The 6,000-nt window shown below is 57.5% G+C and carries 4 protein-coding genes; all 4 read left to right on the forward strand.

The window, feature by feature from the left end:
* Positions 1-72: 72 nt before the first annotated feature.
* Positions 73-2,949: an aminomethyl-transferring glycine dehydrogenase gene (gene gcvP, locus OKC40_RS17445; RefSeq protein WP_270796241.1), complete on the forward strand. Its 2,877-nt coding sequence runs from the start codon at positions 73-75 to the stop codon at positions 2,947-2,949.
* Between the two features lie 307 nt (positions 2,950-3,256).
* Complete coding sequence (locus OKC40_RS17450; RefSeq protein WP_231554860.1) at positions 3,257-3,847, forward strand: restriction endonuclease subunit S; 591 nt, start codon at positions 3,257-3,259, stop codon at positions 3,845-3,847.
* 50 nt (positions 3,848-3,897) lie between these two features.
* Complete coding sequence (locus OKC40_RS17455; protein WP_270796243.1) at positions 3,898-5,421, forward strand: type I restriction-modification system subunit M; 1,524 nt, start codon at positions 3,898-3,900, stop codon at positions 5,419-5,421.
* Positions 5,411-6,000 (forward strand): restriction endonuclease subunit S (locus OKC40_RS17460; RefSeq protein ID WP_270796244.1); only part of this gene is annotated, 590 nt, incomplete at its 3' end. The genes OKC40_RS17455 and OKC40_RS17460, both read left to right, overlap by 11 nt.

Here is a 6,000-nt window from a genome sequence, read left to right on the forward strand (position 1 = left end):
CCGACCATCAGGAACATCAGGTCTTGGTTATCAGGATTTCATGCCAGGACTTATTTACCAGGAAATAGGGAAATGACCCAGTCACTGTTTGAACTCGAGCAAAAAACCGATTTTGTCCGCCGCCATATCGGCCCGGGCGAGGAAGAGCTGCGTCAGCTGCTGGCGACCGTCGGGGCCGAAAGCCTGGACGATCTGATTGCCCAGACTGTGCCCGCCGCCATTCGCCTGCCGGGCCCGCTGGGGATCGGTGCGGGCATGACCGAAGTGGAGGCACTGGCCAAGCTCAGGGGCTATGCCGCCCAGAACAAGATTGCCAAGAGCTATATCGGCATGGGTTATCACGATACCCATGTGCCCCACGTCATTTTGCGCAACGTGCTGGAAAACCCGGGCTGGTATACCGCCTATACCCCGTATCAGCCCGAGCTGGCGCAGGGCCGTCTCGAAGCCCTGCTCAACTTCCAGCAGCTGACGCTGGATCTCACCGGCATGGATCTGGCCAGTGCCTCCCTGCTGGATGAAGCGACCGCCGCCGCCGAGGCGATGGCGCTGGCCAAGCGGATGGCCAAGTCCAAATCCAACCTCTTCTTCGTGGCCGATGACGTGCACCCGCAGGTGATCGACGTGGTCAAGGAGCGCGCGGTTCACTTCGGTTTCGACGTGGCGGTCGGCGCCGCCAGCGACGCGGTGAGCGAAGAGGTGTTTGGTGCCCTGTTCCAGTACCCTACCACCACAGGTGAGGTGAAAGATCTGCGCGCCCTGATTGCCGCGGTACAGGCCCAGAAAGGGCTGGCCTGCGTCAGCGCCGATCTGCTCTCCCTGCTGCTGCTCAAATCCCCGGGCGAGCTGGGGGCCGACGTGGTGTTGGGCTCCGCCCAGCGCTTTGGCGTGCCCATGGGCTACGGTGGCCCCCACGCTGCCTTCTTCGCCACCCGCGATGCCTACAAGCGCTCCATGCCGGGCCGTATCATCGGTGTCTCCAAGGATGCCCGTGGCAAGAGTGCCCTGCGCATGGCGATGCAGACCCGCGAGCAGCATATCCGCCGCGAGAAGGCCAACTCCAACATCTGTACCGCACAGGTGCTGCTGGCCAACATGGCGAGCTTCTACGCCGTTTACCACGGCCCGGTGGGACTGAAAACCATCGCCTCCCGCGTGCACCGTCTTACTACCATTCTGGCGCTCGGCCTCAAGGCCAAAGGCGTGGCCCTCAAGCACGCCAGCTGGTTCGATACTTTGACCGTACAGACCGCTGACAAGGCTGCGCTGATCGCCAAGGCCGAAGGGCTCGGCATCAACCTGCGCGCCGATCTCGACGGTGCAGTGGGCGTGTCGCTCTCTGAAACCACTACCCGCGGCGATGTGGCCGAGCTGTTTGATCTGTTCCTCGGTCAAGGCCATGGACTGGATATCGAGGCCCTCGACAAGGCGGCTCAGGCCCATCACGCCATCCCGCAGGATCTGCTGCGCACCGACGCCGTGCTGACCCACGAGGTGTTCAACAAGTACCACTCCGAAACCGAGATGCTGCGTTATATCCACCGTCTCGAAGCCAAAGATCTGGCGCTCAACTACGCCATGATTTCGCTCGGCTCCTGCACCATGAAGCTCAACGCCACCGCCGAGATGATCCCGGTGACCTGGCCCGAGTTTGGCAAGTTGCACCCGTTCGCCCCGCTGGCACAGGCCAAGGGCTACCAGTTGCTGCTGGCCGACCTCGAAAACTGGCTGGTGAAAGTGACCGGTTACGATGCGGTCTGCATGCAGCCCAACTCCGGTGCTCAGGGGGAGTACGCTGGTCTCTTGGCCATCAAGAAGTACCACGAGTCCCGCGGCGAAGGGCATCGCGACATCTGCCTCATTCCGGCTTCTGCTCACGGCACCAACCCGGCCTCTGCCCAGATGGCGGGGCTCAAGGTGATCGTCACCGCCTGTGACAAGTCCGGCAACGTGGATCTCGACGACCTGCGTGCCAAGGCGGCCGAGGCGGGGGATCAGCTCTCCTGTCTGATGGTGACCTACCCCTCCACCCACGGGGTGTATGAGGAGACCATCAAGGAGGTGTGCGACATCGTTCACCAGCACGGTGGTCAGGTCTATCTGGACGGCGCCAATATGAACGCGCAAGTTGGGTTGACGGCGCCGGGCTTTATCGGGGCGGACGTCTCTCACCTCAACCTGCACAAGACCTTCGCCATTCCTCATGGCGGTGGCGGCCCGGGCATGGGCCCCATCGGCGTGAAGAAGCATCTGGCGCCGTTCGTGGCCGGTCACGCCGTGGTCAAGACCGACAAGGAGAGCCGCAACAACGGCGCCGTGTCGGCGGCACCGTTCGGCTCGGCCAGCATCCTGCCCATCAGCTGGATGTATATCGCCATGCTGGGTGATGAGGGGCTGAAGAAATCCACTCAGGTGGCCATCCTCAACGCCAACTATCTGGCCAAGAAGCTGGGTGAATCCTTCCCGGTGCTCTACTCCGGCCGCAACGGTCGGGTGGCCCACGAGTGCATTCTGGATATCCGTCCGCTCAAGGAGGCTTCCGGCATCAGTGAGATGGACGTGGCCAAGCGGCTGATGGACTACGGTTTCCACGCGCCGACCATGAGCTTCCCGGTGGCAGGTACCCTGATGGTCGAGCCGACCGAATCGGAGTCCAAGCGCGAGCTGGATCGCTTCGTCGAGGCGATGACGTCCATCCGCGCCGAGATTGCCAAGGTGCAGGAGGGGCAGTGGAGCCTAGCCGACAACCCGCTGGTCCATGCGCCGCACACCCAGGATGACGTGATGGATGAGCAGTGGTCCCGTGGCTACAGCCGCGCCGAGGCGGTCTTCCCGTCCGACGCCGTGCGCGCCAGCAAGCTGTGGCCGTCGGTCAACCGCATCGACGACGTCTACGGCGATCGCAACCTGTTCTGCTCCTGTATCCCGACTGAGGATTACGCCAAGTAAGTGGCGTGCTGATCACGGCCATTTAAGTTGGAAACCGTGACATTGAAGTTGGAAACCGACCATTCAAGTTGGAAACTCAAAGGCCCTGCAACAGCAGGGCCTTTTTATTTTGTGCGGTGAATATCTGTAATTAAATTACAAAAATGATCTCGGTTGGATCTTTCAGGCAGGTCAGGGTCTACCTCTTGTTAATGGTACACATAAAAGCATCATTTCCATTGATGCAAAATAATGGGCATTGATATTGACTCAGTAGTGTCAGATGCGACACACTGTGACTGCATCATTAACGATGAAGAGATTTTTTGTGAAGCTGAACCAAATTGCCACCATCAGTGCTGGGCACCCCTATCGCGGCAAGATCCCGGAGATCGATTCCGGCAGCATGGCCGTGGTGCAGATGAGAGATGCCTCGCCAGAAGGGGGGGTTGACTGGTCTGCCTGCCTTCGTTCTGAGCCTACCAGCAAGAAGGAACCTGACTGGCTGCAAACCGGCGATATCTTGGTGGCGGCCCGTGGCAGCACTAACTATGCCGTGCTGGTTGATACCGGGCTTGCACCATTGCCCGCCGTAGCCGCCCCTCACTTCTATGTGGTGCGGTTGCATAGCGAGGCGCTCAGTCCCGAATTTCTGGCCTGGCAGCTCAATCAGTCCCCTTGCCAGCGCTACTTCGAGCTTCACGCCGAAGGCAGCGCTGCCAAAAGTATTCGTCGTCAGGTGTTGGCGGAGACCCCCATCGGCATCCCATCTCTTGCGAGACAAGTAGCCATCATGAAGATGGTCAACATCCTGCGTGAAGAGCGACGTCTGACGCAACAACTGCAACGCAACGGCGAGCAGATGATGCAGGCCATCGCTGCCAGCCTGCTCGAACAATCCGATCAGCAACCGAAATAGTTTCGCTGAGCAGCCCATTTTTCCAAGAAATACCCAAGGAATTGTGACTTATGACTACCTCGATAAACCAGGACGATATCAACAAGGCCCTCTGGTCTGCCTGTGATACCTTTCGCGGCACTGTCAGCCCTGATACCTATAAAGATTTCGTGCTCACCATGCTGTTCCTGAAATACATCTCCGATGTCTGGCAGGATCACTACGATGGCTACAAGGCCGAATATGGCGATGAGCCGGAGCTCATTGAAGAGATGCTGAAAAACGAGCGTTTCGTGCTGCCCAAACAGGCCAGCTTCTACAGCCTGTTCGAGCGTCGTCACGAGCCGGGCAACGGCGAGCGGATCGATCAGGCGCTGCACGCCATCGAAGAGGCCAATGGCACCAAGCTCAAAGACGCGGGCAAGAGCGTGTTTCAGGACATCAGCTTCAACACCGACCGCCTCGGCGAAGAGAAGCAGAAGAACACCATACTGCGCCATCTGATGGAAGACTTTGCCAAGGATGAGCTCAACCTCAAACCGAGTAGGGTCGGCACCCTGGATGTGATCGGCAACGCCTATGAGTATCTCATCAAGAACTTCGCCGCCAGCGGCGGCCAGAAGGCGGGGGAGTTCTATACCCCGCCCGAAGTCTCCGATCTTATCGCCGAGCTGCTGGAGCCGATGCCGGGCGACACCATCTGCGATCCGGCCTGTGGCTCGGGGTCGCTGTTGATGAAGTGCGGCCGCAAGGTGGTGGCAAACCATGGCGAGAAGCACTACGCCCTCTATGGGCAGGAGGCCATCGGCTCTACCTGGTCGCTGGCCAAGATGAACATGTTCCTGCACGGGGAAGACAACCACAAAATCGAGTGGGGCGACACTATCCGTAACCCCAAGCTGCTGGATAAAAACGGCGATCTGATGCGCTTTGATATTGTGACCGCCAACCCGCCGTTTTCGCTGGATAAATGGGGTTATGAGGAGGCGGGGAACGATAAGTTTGGTCGCTTCAAGCGCGGGCTGCCGCCCAAAACCAAAGGGGATTACGCCTTTATCCTCCATATGATTGAGACCCTCAAACCCAAGAGCGGCCGCATGGGGGTCGTGGTGCCTCACGGCGTACTGTTCCGTGGGTCGAGCGAGGGGAAAATTCGCCAGCAGTTGATCGATGAAAACCTGCTCGATGCGGTGATCGGCCTGCCGGAGAAGCTCTTCTACGGCACCGGTATCCCCGCCGCCATCCTGATCTTTAAAAAGCAGAAGGTAGACGACAATGTGCTGTTTATCGATGCTAGCCGCGAGTTCAAGGCGGGTAAAAACCAGAACCTGCTGAGCGCGGACAATATCGCCAAGATTGTCGCTACCTATCGCAACGGCGGCAATGTCGATAAATACGCCTACCTTGCCTCGCTCAAAGAGATCAAGGAGAACGACTACAACCTCAATATCCCCCGCTATGTGGATACCTTCGAAGAAGAGGAGGAGATCGATCTGCTGGCGGTGCGGGCCGAGCGGGAGCAGCTTAAAACCCGGTTGGCTGAGCTGGAAACCGAGATGGCCAATTATCTGGAGGAGCTCGGTTATGGCTCGTAAACTTAACGCCGCAGCGATTCCAGATGGCTGGAAATATGATCTACTTGATAAGTTCGCAACAAGATGTAGTGGCCATACACCGAGCAAAACCTATCCTGAGTATTGGGATGGGGGTATTAAATGGATTTCACTTACTGATAGTTATCGTCTTGATAAAGGTTATGTATATGAAACAGATAAAGAGATATCCCTTGAAGGTATAAAAAACAGTTCAGCCGAACTACATCCGGCTGAAACTGTTGTATTGTCTCGTGATGCCGGAATTGGTAAAAGTGGAGTAATGGCAGTCCCAATGGCAGTTAGCCAACACTTTATTGCATGGAAGTGCGACAACCAAGAAAGGCTAAATAGTTGGTTTTTGTATAACTGGCTTCAGTTGAATAAGGCAGAGTTTGAACGTCAAGCGGTTGGGTCAACAATTAAAACCATTGGGTTGCCGTATTTCAAAAAGTTAAAAATCGCGATGCCACCCTATCCAGAACAACACAAAATTGCCAAAATCCTCTCCACTTGGGATAAGGCGATCAGCACCACCGAGCAACTGCTGGCCAATAGCCAGCAGCAGAAAAAGGCGCTGAT

The sequence above is a fragment of the Aeromonas sp. QDB11 genome (assembly GCF_027705265.1).
Lineage (GTDB): Bacteria > Pseudomonadota > Gammaproteobacteria > Enterobacterales > Aeromonadaceae > Aeromonas > Aeromonas allosaccharophila.

Bases quoted from the DNA above. Each gene is read 5' to 3' on its own strand.
- gcvP (WP_270796241.1), top strand. From the start codon at position 73: ATGACCCAGTCACTGTTTGAACTCGAGCAAAAAACCGATTTTGTCCGC.
- OKC40_RS17455 (WP_270796243.1), top strand. From the start codon at position 3,898: ATGACTACCTCGATAAACCAGGACGATATCAACAAGGCCCTCTGGTCT.